The sequence below is a fragment of the Mycobacterium sp. SMC-15 genome, from assembly GCF_045310925.1.
GTDB lineage: Bacteria > Actinomycetota > Actinomycetes > Mycobacteriales > Mycobacteriaceae > Mycobacterium.
Map to the genome: position 1 here is coordinate 115,437 of NZ_JBJIAJ010000006.1, position 14,024 is coordinate 129,460.

Here is a 14,024-nt window from a genome sequence, read left to right on the forward strand (position 1 = left end):
GAGATTCGCCAGCATGCCCGAGGCGTTTGCACCGGGCTGCCGGCGGGTAGCCGGGCGGTGTTCGCGAGACACGACGGAGGCGACCCGATGCGGGCAGTCACATGGCAGGGCAAGCGCAAAGTTCAGGTCGACACGGTGCCTGATCCGGTGATCCAGAATCCGACCGACGCCGTCATCGAAGTGACGACCACCAACATCTGTGGATCCGATCTGCATCTCTACGAGGTGCTCGGTCCGTTCATGGACCCCGGCGACATCCTGGGGCACGAGCCGATCGGCATTGTGGCCGAAGTCGGTCGTTCGGTCAGCAATCTCAAACCGGGCGACCGGGTGGTCATCCCGTTCCAGATCGCCTGCGGTCATTGCTGTATGTGCCGACACGGTCTGCCGACCCAGTGCGACACAACTCGGGTGCGCGAGCAGGACACCGGAGCCGCACTGTTTGGTTACTCCAAGCTCTACGGTCAGGTTCCGGGCGCGCAAGCGCAGTACCTGCGGGTGCCGCAGGCGCAATACACTCACATCAAAGTACCTGAGGGCCCGCCGGATTCGCGCTTCGTGTATCTGTCCGACGTGCTGCCGACCGCGATGCAGGCAGTTGACTATGCCGCGATACCCGATGGCGGGTCGGTGACCGTGCTGGGCCTCGGACCGATCGGAGACATGGCGGCCCGGATCGCCACGCATCAGGGGGCCCGGGTTATCGGCGTGGATCTGGTGCCCGAGCGGTTGGGCCGGTTGGCGCGGCGAGGGATCGAAATCGTCGACCTGAGTGAGGTATCCGATCTGGGCGAGGTGATTCGTGACCGCACCGACGGCCGCGGAACCGATGCGGTGATCGATGCCGTCGGCATGGAGGCTCACGGCTCCGGCGGCGCCAAGGCCGTCCAGCAGCTCAGTTCCCTGCTGCCGGACGCCGTGGCGGGACCGTTGATCAGTAAGGCGGGCATCGACCGGCTCGCCGCGCTGTACTCCGCGATCGACATCGTGCGCCGCGGCGGCACCCTGTCGATCGTCGGAGTCTACGGCGGCAAACTCGACCCGTTGCCGATGTTTACCTTGTTCGACAAGCAGATCACCCTGCGGATGGGGCAGGCCAACGTCAAACCGCGCGTCGAGCGGCTGATACCGCTGCTGACCGACGACGACCCGCTGGGGGTCGATGCCTTCGCCACTCACGAGCTGTCGTTGGAACAGGCACGAGAGGCCTACGCGATGTTCCAGGAGAAGCGCGACGGCGCGGTGAAGATCACGCTCAAGCCGTAACTCAATCCGTGTCAGGGCGGGCCAACACGTGTGCGGCTTCGAACAGCAGCGCGTGCGCGAAGGCCTGCGGCAGATTGCCGCGCAACTGACGTTGGCCCACGTCGTATTCCTCGGACAGTAGGCCCGGCGGTCCGCACGCGGTGCGGCCTCGCTCGAACCATTGAAGCGCGGCAAGGTCATTGCCCTGCTGGTGATCGGAGAGCGCCATGACGAAGTTGCACAACAGGAACGCCCCCTCGGCCTCGCCGAGACCGCGCTGATCGGGCCGGTAGCGGTAGACGAACCCGTCTTGGGCGAGGTCCCGGCGCACGGCGGCCAAGGTGGCCAACGTACGGGCGTCGTCGGTCGCGACGGCTCCGCGCAGACCGGGCAGCAACAGAGCCGCGTCGATACCCGGGTCATCGGGTGCGCGCTGCCATCTGCCGTCTCGGTGCAGACAGTCGGCGCTGGTATCGCTGACGAGCCTGTCGGCCAGCTGTTGCCAGCGTGCCCCTTCAGCCAGCGACGCCACGCCGGCGATGCGGCGCAGCCCGGCTGCGCACATCAAACGGGAATGAGCCCAGCGTTGGTCGTCGAGTTCCCAGATGCCCGCGTCCGGTTCGGTGCAACGTTTTTCGATCGCCTCCACCAGGGTGTGCACCGCACCCCAGTGGGCGCCGTCCAATCGGTCAAGCCGGCCGGCTGCGGCCAGCAGCAGCAGCGCCTCGCCGAAGGTGTCGAGTTGGAACTGCTGGCCCACCCAGTTTCCGGTTTTGGCCGAGGCGCCCGGGTACCCGGGCAGCGACAGGTCGTGTTCGGGCGGTGGCGTCGTGGCGTCGACGCAGTAGGCCGGTCGCAGATCAGGCCCGTCGGCCAGCACCCGCTCGGTGACGAAGCGGACGGCGTCATCGAGCAGCGGATGCGGGCCGGCCGCCGCGATCGCCTGTCCGGTGTAGCACTGGTCGCGAATCCAGCAGTAGCGGTAGTCGTAGTTGCGCCCTTCTTTGGCCCGCTCCGGCAGCGACATCGTCGCCGCCGCGACCATGCCACCGCCGGTGCTGGTCAGGCCGCGCAATACGGCGTAGGACAGTTGCGCATCGACGTCGGCCAGGGTGCCGTTGACTTCGGGAACTGCTTGTCTCCAAGCGCTTTCGGTAGCAGACCAGGCCTGTGCCGCACCGGCGGGCTGCGCGGGCAGCTCGCGATCGGACAACTCCAAAACCAGATCGTGGTCGCTTCCCGGTGCGACGTCGAGCACCAGACGCAGCGATCCGTCGGCGGCGGGGCGGGCCTTCGCCGCGCCCGCCCAGCGGAATCGGCACGATCCCGACCGACCCGTCCAGACCCCAGCTTCGCAGGAGAGCCCCGACATGGCGGTGGCGCCGAAGTCGGCACGAACGTCGAGTGCGATCTGCATGCGCATCGGCCGATCGAGCGCGCGGATGCGACGTAACACCACGGCGGTGTGCATGTCGCCGGGGAAGGCCAGCGCCTCGCGGCACTCCACGATGCCATCGGTGGTGACCCAGCGGGAACGCCAGATCAGCGAGCGCTCCTCGTATCGCCCGCCCCACACGTAGCGCGGCACCGGGGTGACCGCATAGACCCCGGAGCCACCGAGCAGCGAACTGAAGACCGCCGGACTGTCCCAGCGGGGCAGGCACATCCAGCAGAAATCGCCACGCGGTCCGACCACGATCCCGCGCTCACCATCGGCGATCAACGCATACTGCCGCAACACCTGAGGCGGGAAGCGTTCGAGCAGCGGAAGTCCCTCGTCCATGGCGGATGCATACCCGCCGCCGCGCGCGGGTAGTCACCGATTCATGAGCCTGCCCTGCGGCATGCCGGTTCCGGTCGACTCGGTGGAGGCCGCCGCCTACTCGATTCCCACGGACGCGCCGGAATCCGACGGCACCGCCAGGTGGGATTCCACCACGATGGTGCTGGTGAGGGTGCACGCCGCCGGACACATCGGAACCGGCTACACCTACGCCGGTACGGCGGCGGCCACGGCGGTGCGTGACGAGCTGACCGAGGTTGTTACCGGTGGCGACGCCACCGTCCCGCCGGCTCGCTGGGCGGACATGGTGCACGCGGTGCGCAACCTGGGCCGGCCCGGCGTGGTGGCCGAGGCGATCGCCGCCGTCGACATCGCGCTGTGGGACCTGCGGGCCCGCCTGCTCGACGAACCGCTGACCGTCGCGCTGGGGGCGGTACACGAGGCCACCCCGATCTACGGCAGCGGGGGCTTCACCTCCTATGACGACGACGCGTTGTGCCGCCAGCTCGCCGGATGGGTGGAAGAGGGCATCGCCCGGGTCAAGATGAAAGTCGGCCGCGACCCCGCCGTCGACGCCGCACGCGTCGCCGCGGCCCGCCGGGCGATCGGCACCAGCACCGAGTTGTTCGTCGACGCCAACGGTGCCTATCAGCGCAAGCAGGCACTGGGCTGGGCGCAGCGCTTCGCCGAACATCAGGTGAGCTGGTTCGAGGAACCGGTCAGCTCGGACGACCTGGAAGGCCTGCATCTACTGCGCGACCGCAGTCCGGCGGGCATGGATATCGCCGCCGGCGAATACGGCTACGACGTTCCGTATTTCCAGCGCATGCTCGACGCTGGTGCCGTCGACTGTCTGCAGGCCGACGTCACCCGTTGCTTGGGCATTACCGGAGTGCTCAAGGTGGGTGCGCTGTGCGATGCCCGCGGTTTGGATCTGTCGTTGCATTGCGCACCCCAGATCAGCGCGCACGTCGGCACCGCACTGTGGCATCTGCGTCATTTGGAGTATTTCCACGACCATGTGCGGATCGAGCAGATGGCCTTCGACGGTGTTCTGCTTCCGCAAGCGGGCGGCGTGCTGCGTCCCGACCGCAGCTCTGCCGGGCACGGTCTTGCGGTCAAAGCGACTGACCTGGAACGCTTTCGGGTGGTTTGAGACGTTCGACGGCGAAGTCCGCCGCTTGCGCGGTCATGCCGTTGGCCGCGTACGCCGCGTGCGCGGCACCGTCCCCGCCCACCGAGCAGACCGGATCGCCGGGCGCGCACAGGTCGATCGTCTTGGCTGCATAGCCCGGCCCTACCGTCACCGGCGGCGCGCCGATGGAATTCAGGAACGCCGCGGACGGCTTTCCCAGCAGCGCCACGGCGGCGACGTGCCCGGCCGCCTCGGGCGGCAGGGCGGCCCCGAGCCCGCCGGCCGTCGGTTCGGTGACATACCCCATCAGCGCAGCGCCACGCGAGTATCCGCCAAGGACCAGTTGGGTGTTCGGACAACCGGTTGCCATATCGCGGACGTGGCCGGCTGCGTCGGTGACCCCGGTGGCGGACGGGCCGAATTCGGGTACTGCCGGAAAGTCGACCGGGTAGACATCCACGTTGCGACCCCAGGTGCGCCACCGTAGTGCATCGATGAACTGCTGACCGATCCATCCGACCCCGGGCGGTTCGCCGGTGCCACGCGCGAACACCACCTGAACGTCGGGGCAGCCGGCGGCTACTGCGTCGCCGGCGGCCGGCGAACACAACAGCGTGCAGCCAGACAGGGTCACCGCGGTGAGGATCCGAGTAATCACAGCACTTCGTCCGATACCCAGTACAACCAATGGGCAAACCGTGGTTTAGCTCGGGCAAAAACGGCAAGCCTAATTCGGTGCCGTCGTCGACGGAGCATGTGTCAAACATGAATTCTAGGATTGAAGGGGAGAAACCCATGATGACAACGTCTTTGACCAGGCTGGCCGCGGCCGGCGGCATGGCGCTGGCGTTGGCGAGCGGCACCGGACTGGCAAACGCCGCACCGGCGCAACCGACTCAGCCAGCGCAACCGGGGCAGCCGGCCCAGCCCAGCCAGCCAGCCCAGCCCGGCCAACCCGGCCAGCCGGGCCAATGGTCACAGAATCCCGCGGTGAACACGACCTGCAGCTATTCCCAGGTCGTTGCGGCAATGAACGCGCAATCACCTGACACCGCGGCACAATTCAACGCCACACCCATGGCGCAGTCGTTCCTGCAGAACTTCCTGGCCTCTCCGGCGCCGCAGCGTGAGCAGATGCTCGAGCAGGCCCAGGGGGTGCCGGAGGCGGCGCCGTTCGTCAACATGGTCGGTCCCATCGCCAAGACCTGTGACAAGTACTGAGTGATGGCTCAATCGCCCGGGGCCGGCGGCACCATCTCGGACGCGGCCAAGCGGGAAGCCGACGCGTACCGCGGCGACAACCCGCGTCCGCTGGGGGGATACGTGCTGGTGTTGCTGGTCTACGGCGGGTTGGTCGCGGCGGTAACCGTGGCCGCCGCGGCCACCGGCCGTCGTCTGCCGCAGGGCTGGGCGACCGCAGACTTGCTGACGGTGACTCTCGGGACGCACAAGCTGTCCAGAACGTTGGCCAAGGACGCGGTGACCAGCCCGTTGCGCGCACCTTTCGCCCACTACACGGGCACCGGTGGCCCCGCCGAAGTGATGGAGGAGACCAGGCACTCCAGCGCGGTGCGTCACAGCCTGGGGGAGCTGTTGACATGCCCGTTCTGTCTGGATATGTGGGTGGCCACCGCGTTCGCCGGCGGGCTGGTACTGGCCCCGAGGCTGACCCGGATGGTCGCGGGTACGTTCAGCGCGCTCGCAGGTGCTGATTTTCTGCAGCTGGCTTACGCGAAAGCCCAGCAGATGGCCCAGGAGTGAGACCGGAGATTCCTTGATGCCGAAGCAATCGACGACCACAGCACTGGCCGGCCACCTGACTGAGGCTTTGGAGCGCTCGGGCGTCTTGGATCGCCGCGATGCCGCGAGGTCGCCGGTCGTATCGAAGTGCGCAGGCTAGACCCGCAATGCGCAGCATCGCCTTCAACCTGCCGCGGACGGTGACGCTGGCCGCCGACGCCACCCTGCTGGGTTTGGCGGGCATGCATGCCTACATGTTGGCCACCGCCGTGCACCGTCCCGGGTACTTCGCGGGGTATTGCGCCACGGTGATCGTCGGCTGTGTCGTCGCCGCCGCGACTACCTGGATTGACGTCGACGACGTTGTGCCGGCCGCGGGCTGGGGGGCGGGCGGCATCTTGTGCACGGCTTTCCTGATCGGCTATCCGATCAGCCGGGTGGTCAGCCTGCCGGGCCTGCCGGCGCTGACCGGGCGATGGGATCTGGCTCCGGGCAACCTCGCGCTGGCCTGCGCGGCGGCCTTCTTGGTGCTGTATCTGACGGTGCTGACCGGGGTCAATGTGGCGTTCGGGCAGCGCAGGGGCTGGTATGACTGATGTTGCTCGACTATCCGGGTTGGCTGCGGATTGACCACTGGCTCAACGTCTTATTCCTGACCCTGTTGCTGCGCAGCGGCGTCGAGATCCTCTCCACCCATCCCAAGCTGTACTGGCACGCGGACAGCGCTCCCGGGACGGAGTGGGCTCGCTTCACCCGCAAGGTGATGCCCACCGACAAGCTTTACGACACCCTGGATGAGGAAGAGGACTACTCTCCGCTGATCGCGCTGCCTGGCCACAAAGCACTGGGCATGGGCCGGCATTGGCACTTCGCCGCGGTCATCGGCTGGGTTCTCGTCGGATTGTCTTACTACGTATTGCTTTTCGCGACCGGACAATGGCACCGGTACTGGCCGTACTCCTGGTCGATCTTCGCCGAGGCATGGAACGACGTCGTCACCTATGCCAGCTTCAACCTGCCGCCGCTGCTGCCGGGCGAACCGCTGGACGCCGTTCAGAAGCTGACCTATGCCGGGGTGATCTTCGTGCTGGCGCCATTTCAGATCCTCACCGGGGCCGCGCAGTCACCGGCGATCGAGGCTCGGTTCCCGCGGTACGTGCGGCTGTTCGGCGGCCGGCAGGCTGCCCGCAGCCTGCACTTCCTCGGCCTGGTCGCGTTCGCGGTGTTCATCGCGATCCACCTGGCGATGGTCTTCTTCTGGGGCTGGGGCCGGCTCACGGCATTGATGATCTTCGGGTCGGTTCGCAACACTTACTGGGCGACTGGTCTCTCAGTGCTCATCATCGCGACGATCGTCGCGGTCCACATTGCGGCCACCGTGTGGAGTCAGCGCAGCCCCGAGTCGGCGCGTCGGGTGCTCGGCGCGCTGATCAGCATTCCGCGCAAAGGTCTGCTGCGCCGCTTGGACTCTCGGCAGAACTACCCGGTGCGCATGCTCTCGACGGAGCACCGTGTCAATGGCAAGCCGCCGACCGCCGAATACTACAAGGTGATGGCGGTGCACAACTTCGTCGACTGGCGGCTGCGGGTCGGCGGACTGGTGGAGCAACCGGTGACGTTGGACTTGGCCGGGGTGCGTGCGCTGGCCGAGCCGCAGACCCAGCGCGTACTGCACAACTGCGTGCAGGGCTGGACGTCGGTCGGCGAGTGGTCCGGACTTGCGCTGGGAACCCTGGTGGACCTGGTGCGGCCGCTGCCGCAGGCTCGCTACATCTGCTTTATGAGCATGCAGGACAACAGCACAGATGAGCCGAGTGCGGAGGGCGGAGGCCAGTTCTACGAGGTACTCGACCTCAAACTGGCCCACAAACCGCAGATGCTGTTGGCCTATGCGATGAACGGCCGGCCGCTGCCCATCAAGCACGGGGCACCGCTGCGGCTTCGGGCCGAGACGCAGGTGGGCTTCAAAATGGCCAAGTGGATCAACCAGATCGAGTTCGTCGACGACTATGCCCATATCGGGAAGGGACGTGGTGGCTGGCGTGAGGACAACGTCTACTACGGCATGGACGGAGAGATCTGACGTGACCGCAATCGTCGATGCCCGTCCGGAACTGATCGATCTGAGCCAAGTCGCCAGCGATCGGGTGTCGGAACTGGTCACGGTGCGCGGCGGACACTGCGCGGCCTGCGGTGGAACCGATTTCGCGGTCGGTCAAGCGCTGTACCTGGGTTTCTTGTTCCTCGATGAAGACCACGACGCCTACCTCGTTGCACTGACCTGCCGTGATCCCGCTTGCCCGCAGCCGCGAACCGCGATCCGGCTGCGATACAAGGAATTCCTCGGCTAGCCCCCCGGCGTTGACTCTGCGTCCACGGCGGAGTGCACTCGCACTTTTGCGCCGTGGACGCAGAGTCAGTCAGCGGGGCAGGTCGGGGCGGGCCAGATCGAATCGCTCCACCAGATCCGCCACGTCGCGCAACTCGCCACAGATCGCGACAAAGCGGCGCTCGGCGTCGTCGTCGAGCAGGCCACGGCTGTGGTAGTACACCAGTCGGCGCAGCCGCCCGGCCAACGCAGTGCCCCACCGGATGCTCAGGTCATAGACCTGTTCCTCGCCGATCTCGCTGCACCGCCCCAGATCCCGCAGCGCGCGCAGCTGCTCGGTCAGCACCGCGACGTCGTCGTCGATGCTGATTGTCATAGCGGCGGCTTGGCGACGCTGACGACGACCGGCTGGCCCCGAAAGGTCAGGTATATCCGGTCGGGGCCGATCGCCATGCCGGACAGGGGAGCGGACCGGGCCGGCCCGGACGGTAGACCGGCCCGGTAGTCAAGGACACCCAGCAACGGAATGCTGGCGTGGGGGTAGCCGGTGAAAGTCGCCGACTCGAAAACGGTTATGTCGGTGTCGGTGGCGGCGTACACCCGGGTGTCGTCGGAGCCTAGGTAGCGGATCGGTGAGGAGACCGGCGAGCGGCCGATGACCTGTTGACCGTGCCCGCCGCGCGCGGGCTCGACGGCGTACAGCGTGTCGCCGCGAGCGTCGGCCAGATAGACCCGGGCTGTCGCGGTGCCGTCACCCGCCGCCACGAAAACTCTTGCGTCGTAATGACCGTGTTGCTCCGGCGGCGACGATGGGCCCTTGTAATACGAGAGCCCGCCCGGCCCATAGACGTGGTATTCGATGGTGCGCCCGCGGTTGGCGCCGTCGATGGCACCGGTGGGGCCCGCGGATACCCGAGCGCCGGGCAGCTTCCGCAGGCCGACCTCCTCGACCGGGGTCACCGTCGCCCCGTCGCTGGATAACGCGAGCAGCACCCGCATACCTGAATCCTCGGACAGATAGTTCGGCGCCGGCCCCGCGTCGATGTCGCCGATTTGCCGGAGGCCGGTCAACTCGACCGCTGCTACGCGATCGCGCGCCGGCTGCGGCACGAACACGGTCCGATCATCTGCGCGGCTGATCTGTACGTTGCGCCCGGCGCCCAGCGGTTGCGACAGCCGAACGGCCGCCGTGTCCGGCTGCTCAGGGTGATCGACCGCCGCCAATCGCCCGTCGTCGGTGAGTGCGAGCAGCGCGCCGGTGGCATAGGACCAGACGGGGGAGTGCAGTGGCATCCGCACCGGCACCGAGACGGCTTCCGCCGTGGTCTGCGAGACCGGGGCCGAGCAGCCCGCACAAGCCAGCAGGCCGGCCACTGTCGCCCCGAACCCGGCCCCCCAATTCATGACGGCGGGGTACCCCCGTAAGCGCAGTACTACACCGCTTCGTTTGTGCGACCGGGCAGCCGGGTATGCGGGTCGCTACCGGGAGCTGACGGCAGCACAGGAAGGAGAGGTCATGTCCGGATCGCTGGAAGGGCGACGGGTCGCATTTCTGGTGGCGCCGGAGGGTGTCGAACAGGTCGAGCTGACCGAACCGTGGCGCGCGGTCACTGAGGCCGGTGGGCGCCCGGCGCTGGTGTCCACAGCCGACGGCCCCGTTCAGGCCTTCAACCATCTGGACCGCGCCGACAAGTTCGACGTCGACCGGCAGGTCAAGGATGTGTCGACGGATGACTTCGATGCGCTGGTCCTGCCGGGCGGGGTGGCCAACCCCGACCAGTTGCGCACCGATGAACGCGCGGTGTCGTTCGTGCGGGAGTTCTTCGACGTGGGTAAACCGGTCGCCGTTATCTGCCATGGCCCATGGACACTGGTGGAAGCCGGAGTTGTTGCCGGCCGGCGGATTACGTCGTGGCCGAGCGTGCGTACCGACATCGTCAATGCGGGCGGTGATTGGGTGGACGAGGAGTTGGTGCGCTGCGACTGCGGGCCATCGATCCTCTTGTCGAGCCGTAAACCCGACGACCTGCCGGCCTTCTGCGATGCGCTGGTGGAAGAGTTCGCGGCGCGCGGGGCGACGTTGTGATGACAGAGCCGATGCCGGTACCGGTCGAGACCGACAACCGCCGCGCCCGGCTCTGGGTGAACTGGGCCGCTGCTCTGCTGACCGCCGCCGGGGCCGCCTTGGTGATGGTGGTAGCGACCGGCGCGGTGATGAGCACCGCCGCCTGTAGCACCGCCGAGTGTCCCGATCTCGGGCCCAGCGGAGCCGTGTTCGGACTGCTCTATTACGGCGCGCCGGCCATTGCCGCACTGACCATTCTGGCCTCCTTCTTCACGGCGGGACGCCGCCGCGGTTTCCTGGTGCCGGTGGCCGGTTGGGTGCTGCTGGGGGTCGATCTGCTGGCGCTGGTGATCGCCTTCCGACGCTGAACGACGGGCGGATGGCCGATATGGATCAGCGCCGAGCACCTGTTCTGGAAGCCCTGGCCGATTACCAACGCAGGGACCGTTATGGGTTCAGCCCGCCCGGACACCGCCGGGGACGTGGCGCAGACATGTCAGTGCTCGAGGTGTTGGGGGCCGACCTGTTCCGCGCCGATGTGCTCGCCCGCGGCGGCTTGGATGACTGGGAAGCACGCGCAGAGTTCTTGACCGATGCCGAGCAACTGATGGCCGACGCCGTGGGTGCCTCGACGGCATTCTTCTCCACCTGTGGCAGTTCGCTTTCCGTTCGTGCCGCGATGATGGCGGTGGCCGGCGGCGATAGCGGCGGGCTGCTGCTGCCGCGCGACAGTCACAAATCTGTGGTGGGCGGGTTGATCTTCTCCGGCATCCAGCCACGCTGGATCGCCCCACGCTGGGACGCCGAACGGCATCTGTGCCACCCGCCCTCACCGGAACGGGTGGCCGGTGCGTGGGAGGAGAATCCCGACGCCGCGGGTGCGCTGGTGGTCAGCCCGTCGCCGTACGGTACCTGCGCGGACCTGGCTGCCATCGCCGACATTTGTCATGAGCGGGGCAAGCCACTGATTGTCGATGAGGCCTGGGGCGCCCACCTGCCCTTCCATGAAGACCTGCCGACCTGGGCGATGGACGCCGGCGCCGACGTCTGCGTGGTCAGCGTGCACAAGATGGGAGCGGGTTTCGAGCAGGGCTCGGTCTACCACATCCAGGGCGATCTCATCGACCGGGAGCGACTGACGGCGTGCGCCGATCTGTTGATGACCACCAGCCCCAGCGTGCCGATCTACGCGGCACTGGACGGCTGGCGCCGCCAGATGGTGCACCACGGGCATGAACTACTGGACGCCGCAATCAAATTGGCGCGCGACGTGCGCGGGCGCATCGATGAGATACCCGACGTCGAGGTGCTCGAGCATGCGTTGTTGGGCAAGGAGGCCTCCCACGACCTGGACCGGCTGCAGGTGCTGGTCGACGTGTCGGCAACCGGGACGTCGGGCTATCAGGCCAGAGACTGGCTACGCGAACAGCGCTGCCTCGATGTGGGATTGGCCGATCACCGGCGCATCCTGATCACCATGTCCTTCGCCGATGACCACCGAACGGCTGACCGGCTGCTGGAGGCGCTGTGCGGGTGGCGCGACGCCGCGACGTCCTTCCAGCGACCGCCCGCGATCCGATTGCCTTCCCCGCGGGAACTGCAGCTGGAAACCGTGCAGTTGCCCCGGGATGCCTTCTTCGGCCCCACCGAGATGATCGCCGCAGCGCGGGCTGCCGGACGTATCGCTGCAGAGCAGATCACGCCGTATCCGCCGGGCGTGCCGGCCGTGGTGCCCGGCGAGCGGCTCAACACCGCCGTTATCGATTACCTGCGCTCGGGGCTGGCCGCCGGGATGGCGCTGCCCGACGCCGCGGATTCGTCACTCGAGTACATCCGAGTGGTGGCTTAGGCGCGGGTTTTGCCCCAACTGCGTCGGGGTAGCCCATAGCCATGGCACAGACGACATTGCACAGCCGGACAGACGTGGTCGATTTCCTCACCGAACAGCACCAGCGCATCAAAACGCTGTTCGACGAGACGCTGCTGGCCGCCGGCGGCGAGCGCGACGAGTCGTTCGTCCGGTTGCGCCGGCTGCTGGCCGTTCACGAGACGGCAGAAGAAGAGATCGTGCATCCGCGGGCAGCCCATGAGCTCGACAACGGCCGCGCGATGATCGACGCACGGCTGGCCGAGGAGAAGAAGGCCAAAGAGGCCCTGGGCGAGCTGGAGAACGTCAACGTCGATTCGGAGTTCTTCACCGAAAAGCTCCGGGAACTTCGCGACGACGTCCTCGAACATGCCGGCCACGAAGAACACGACGAATTTGCCCAGCTGCGTGACGAACTCAGCGAATCAGAACTGAAGCTGTTGGAGCGGGCGGTCAGGCTCGCCGAGGCGATCGCACCGACCAGGCCGCACGCTGGGGTCGAGGGCGCGCTTGCCAACGCCTTCGTCGGCCCGTTTGCCTCGATGGTGGACCGGGCACGCGACGCGATCCTGGGGTATGACTCATGATCGGCCTCGGGGTGTTGCTGCTGATCCTGGGTCTGGTTTTCAACATCTACGTGCTGTGGGCGGTCGGGATCGTCCTGTTGGTCGTGGGTGCGGTGTTCTGGATACTAGGGTCGGTGGGCCGGCCGGTGGCCGGCAGGCGCTACTGGTACTGATCGCCGTTGCTGGTCTTCCCCGCCGGGCACCCACGTCAGACTCGCCCGCCGGCGCCCAGCGTGCCTTGCATGTCGGGTTTCATGGCCACCAGTTGGGCGTTCCAATAGCCCCAACTGTGCACCCCGGCAGCGTCGATGTTGAACGTGGCGTTGTGACCGCCCGCACCGGTGTAGGCGTCGCGGAATGCGACGTTGCTCTGCATCACAACCTGCTCGATCACCTGGCCGGGCAGGCTGCCCTCGCCGATCTCCGACGGGGTGCCGTTGCCGCTGTAGATCCACAGCCGGGTTCCGTTGCCCGCCAGGCGCCCGGCCTGGACCGTCGGGTCGTTGCGTTGCCATCCTGCGCTGCCCGAGGGGCCCCACATGTCCTGGGGGTTGAAGCCGCCCTCGTCGTTCATCGCCATCCCGATCAACGTCGGCCCGTTGCCGCTGGACGGCGTCAGCAGCGCCGAAAGTGACGCGGCATAAGCGAATTGCTGCGGATGGTAGGCCGCTAAAATCAGTGCCGACGACCCGGACATGGAGATGCCCACCACCGCGTTGCGGGTGGAGCGCACACCTTTCCCGGAGAGGAAGTTCGGCAGTTCACTGGTCAGAAACGTCTCCCATTTATAGGTCTGTCCGTTGGCCGATCCGTACCAGTCGGTGTAGAAGCTGGAGCGCCCACCGACCGGTGCCACCACCGATATCCCGGAACCGGCGTACTCGCTGAACGCCGGCGTCTCGATGTCCCAGCCGCTGCGATCGTCGCGAGCGCGCAAACCGTCCAACAGGTAGACGGCCGGTGCGCCGCCGCCCTGGAATTCCACGGTGATGTTGTGCCCCATGCTCGGCGACGGCACAGAGAGGAATTCCGGCCCGGCAGCCGCGGCGGGCGGGGCCGATGCGCCCAAGCCGATCAATGCCGGCAGCAACGCCGTCGCCGCTGCGACCGCGCTGACCCGGCGCGGCCGGTGCGTTGCGTTGTTCCACATCGTTCTCCCCTTTCGCGCAGACCCGAGCACCAAGGCCCGTCGGCCGGGTGTGCGAGAGGGGAGAGATCGACACAGGGTCGGGAGGCTTTGGGTCCAGCCGTCGGCATTGCGAGATACCGCGGATGGCTGCCCTGCAGTCTGAAG

17 protein-coding genes are annotated in these 14,024 nt (G+C 67.2%); 12 read left to right on the forward strand and 5 right to left on the reverse strand.

All coding sequences use genetic code 11. The annotated features are described in order from the left end of the window. Nucleotides 1–87 precede the first annotated feature (87 nt). The gene (locus ACJH71_RS10915) at nt 88–1,266 is read left to right on the forward strand and encodes an alcohol dehydrogenase catalytic domain-containing protein (protein ID WP_406758038.1); all 1,179 of its coding nucleotides are present in this window, start codon (nt 88–90) and stop codon (nt 1,264–1,266) included. Nucleotide 1,267: 1 nt separating this feature from the next. On the opposite strand, the gene ACJH71_RS10920 is transcribed toward ACJH71_RS10915, so the two are convergent. Then, nucleotides 1,268–3,028, reverse strand: a complete 1,761-nt coding sequence (locus ACJH71_RS10920; RefSeq protein ID WP_406758039.1) for a glycoside hydrolase family 15 protein — start codon at nt 3,026–3,028, stop codon at nt 1,268–1,270. Between the two features lie 43 nt (nt 3,029–3,071). Here ACJH71_RS10920 and ACJH71_RS10925 point away from each other — a divergent pair, with 43 nt between their 5' ends. After that, complete coding sequence (locus ACJH71_RS10925; RefSeq protein ID WP_406758040.1) at nt 3,072–4,184, forward strand: enolase C-terminal domain-like protein; 1,113 nt, start codon at nt 3,072–3,074, stop codon at nt 4,182–4,184. On the opposite strand, the gene ACJH71_RS10930 is transcribed toward ACJH71_RS10925, so the two are convergent. After that, nucleotides 4,147–4,797, reverse strand: coding sequence for a cutinase family protein (locus ACJH71_RS10930; RefSeq protein WP_406758041.1), 651 nt, complete (start codon nt 4,795–4,797; stop codon nt 4,147–4,149). The genes ACJH71_RS10925 and ACJH71_RS10930 overlap by 38 nt on opposite strands. A 164-nt stretch (nt 4,798–4,961) precedes the next feature. On the opposite strand from ACJH71_RS10930, the gene ACJH71_RS10935 reads away from it, so the two are divergent. The 5 genes from ACJH71_RS10935 (at nt 4,962) to ACJH71_RS10955 (ending at nt 8,254) form a co-directional block, all read left to right on the forward strand. Then, a complete protein-coding gene (locus tag ACJH71_RS10935; RefSeq protein WP_406758189.1) occupies nt 4,962–5,384 on the forward strand; it encodes a hemophore-related protein in 423 nt (140 codons plus the stop codon). Nucleotides 5,385–5,387: 3 nt separating this feature from the next. Next, a complete protein-coding gene (locus ACJH71_RS10940) occupies nt 5,388–5,924 on the forward strand; it encodes a DUF1360 domain-containing protein (RefSeq protein ID WP_406758042.1) in 537 nt (178 codons plus the stop codon). A 146-nt stretch (nt 5,925–6,070) separates the two neighbouring features. Next, nucleotides 6,071–6,499, forward strand: coding sequence for an oxidoreductase (locus ACJH71_RS10945; protein WP_406758043.1), 429 nt, complete (start codon nt 6,071–6,073; stop codon nt 6,497–6,499). Further along, on the forward strand, nt 6,496–7,986 hold the full coding sequence (locus ACJH71_RS10950; protein ID WP_406758190.1) for a molybdopterin-dependent oxidoreductase: 1,491 nt from the start codon (nt 6,496–6,498) through the stop codon (nt 7,984–7,986). The genes ACJH71_RS10945 and ACJH71_RS10950 overlap by 4 nt, the downstream gene beginning before the upstream one ends. A gap of 1 nt (nt 7,987) precedes the next feature. Continuing rightward, nucleotides 7,988–8,254 carry a hypothetical protein gene (locus ACJH71_RS10955; RefSeq protein WP_406758044.1) on the forward strand — a complete coding sequence of 89 codons (267 nt, stop codon included), beginning with the start codon at nt 7,988–7,990 and terminating at the stop codon, nt 8,252–8,254. Between the two features lie 69 nt (nt 8,255–8,323). On the opposite strand, the gene ACJH71_RS10960 is transcribed toward ACJH71_RS10955, so the two are convergent. Both ACJH71_RS10960 and ACJH71_RS10965 read right to left on the reverse strand, forming a co-directional pair. After that, a complete protein-coding gene (locus ACJH71_RS10960) occupies nt 8,324–8,608 on the reverse strand; it encodes a hypothetical protein (RefSeq protein ID WP_406758045.1) in 285 nt (94 codons plus the stop codon). Further along, the gene (locus tag ACJH71_RS10965; RefSeq protein ID WP_406758046.1) at nt 8,605–9,636 is read right to left on the reverse strand and encodes a hypothetical protein; all 1,032 of its coding nucleotides are present in this window, start codon (nt 9,634–9,636) and stop codon (nt 8,605–8,607) included. Before ACJH71_RS10965 ends, ACJH71_RS10960 begins: the two co-directional genes overlap by 4 nt. A 112-nt stretch (nt 9,637–9,748) precedes the next feature. Here ACJH71_RS10965 and ACJH71_RS10970 point away from each other — a divergent pair, with 112 nt between their 5' ends. The 5 genes from ACJH71_RS10970 to ACJH71_RS10990 are packed head-to-tail and all read left to right on the forward strand — an operon-like array spanning nt 9,749 to nt 12,903. Beyond that, nucleotides 9,749–10,318 carry a type 1 glutamine amidotransferase domain-containing protein gene (locus ACJH71_RS10970; RefSeq protein WP_406758047.1) on the forward strand — a complete coding sequence of 190 codons (570 nt, stop codon included), beginning with the start codon at nt 9,749–9,751 and terminating at the stop codon, nt 10,316–10,318. Next, nucleotides 10,318–10,665: a hypothetical protein gene (locus ACJH71_RS10975; protein ID WP_406758048.1), complete on the forward strand. Its 348-nt coding sequence runs from the start codon at nt 10,318–10,320 to the stop codon at nt 10,663–10,665. The genes ACJH71_RS10970 and ACJH71_RS10975 overlap by 1 nt, the downstream gene beginning before the upstream one ends. Nucleotides 10,666–10,685: 20 nt before the next feature. Continuing rightward, nucleotides 10,686–12,146, forward strand: coding sequence for an aminotransferase class I/II-fold pyridoxal phosphate-dependent enzyme (locus tag ACJH71_RS10980; RefSeq protein WP_406758191.1), 1,461 nt, complete (start codon nt 10,686–10,688; stop codon nt 12,144–12,146). Between the two features lie 41 nt (nt 12,147–12,187). Further along, on the forward strand, nt 12,188–12,751 hold the full coding sequence (locus ACJH71_RS10985) for a hemerythrin domain-containing protein (RefSeq protein WP_406758049.1): 564 nt from the start codon (nt 12,188–12,190) through the stop codon (nt 12,749–12,751). After that, on the forward strand, nt 12,748–12,903 hold the full coding sequence (locus ACJH71_RS10990) for a hypothetical protein (RefSeq protein ID WP_406758050.1): 156 nt from the start codon (nt 12,748–12,750) through the stop codon (nt 12,901–12,903). The genes ACJH71_RS10985 and ACJH71_RS10990 overlap by 4 nt, the downstream gene beginning before the upstream one ends. Nucleotides 12,904–12,938: 35 nt before the next feature. Here ACJH71_RS10990 and ACJH71_RS10995 read toward each other — a convergent pair whose 3' ends face one another. Continuing rightward, entirely contained in the window at nt 12,939–13,880 is a 942-nt protein-coding gene (locus ACJH71_RS10995; protein ID WP_406758051.1) for an esterase family protein, read from the reverse strand. Nucleotides 13,881–14,024 lie beyond the last annotated feature (144 nt).